Origin of the sequence: Mesorhizobium sp. M7A.F.Ca.CA.002.05.1.1 (assembly GCF_003998335.1) — a bacterium.
Taxonomy (GTDB): domain Bacteria; phylum Pseudomonadota; class Alphaproteobacteria; order Rhizobiales; family Rhizobiaceae; genus Mesorhizobium.
Genome location: NZ_RZQI01001487.1, coordinates 1 through 770, shown reverse-complemented (window position 1 = coordinate 770; position 770 = coordinate 1). Strand labels below are relative to the sequence as shown.

General features: G+C 64.9%; 1 protein-coding gene. It reads right to left on the bottom strand.

Annotated features, from left to right (window positions below; genetic code table 11):
- Positions 1–110 precede the first annotated feature (110 nt).
- Positions 111–770, bottom strand: a 660-nt coding sequence (locus tag EN939_RS36555) for a trimethylamine methyltransferase family protein (protein ID WP_206528466.1), incomplete at its 5' end; no start/stop codon positions are given.

The following is a 770-nucleotide window of genomic DNA, read 5'->3' as shown; positions in this document are numbered from 1 at the left end:
GAGCCAGCCTGCATAAGTTCGCGCCTTTCCTCTCCCCCGTCGATCGGGGGAGAGGTGTCGAGCACAGCTCGACGGAGTGGGGGTCGACCGTTCATCAACAGCACTGCCGATCAAAAATCGGTCGGCGCGCCGCCTTCGGACCGGCGCTTGGCGACGAAGGCGTTGAGTTCCTCGCGGATGGCCGGGTCCATGTAAGGCTCCTCATAGGACGCCAGCCGCTCCTTCCAGACCTTGTTGGCCTTTTCGAGCGCCGTCGGCGAGCCGGCTTCCGCCCAGGTCTCGTAATTGCGCCAGTCGGACAGGATCGGCGAGTAGAAGGCGGTCTTGTAGCGGTCCTGCGTGTGCTGGGTGCCGAAGAAATGGCCGCCGGGACCGACCGACTGGATGGCGTCGAAGCCGAGTGCCTCGTCGGAAAGATCGAGGGGGGTCAGGAATTCGGCCACCATCTGCAGCAGGTCGATGTCCAGGATGGTCTTCTCGTAGGAGCAGCGCAGGCCGCCTTCGAGCCAGCCGGCGGCATGCATCATCAGATTGCCGCCGCCCTGGATGGCGCCCCACAGCGAGAACACGCTTTCATAAGCCGCCTGCGCGTCGACCGTGTTGGCGGCGCAGGTGTTGGAGGTGCGGTAGGGAATGTTGTAGCGGCGGGCAAGCTGGCCGCCGACGAGCTGCGCCTTCATGTATTCCGGCGTGCCGAACGCCGGCGAACCGGACTTCATGTCGACATTGGAGGTGAAGCCGCCATAGCCGACGGGTGCGCCCTTGCGCAC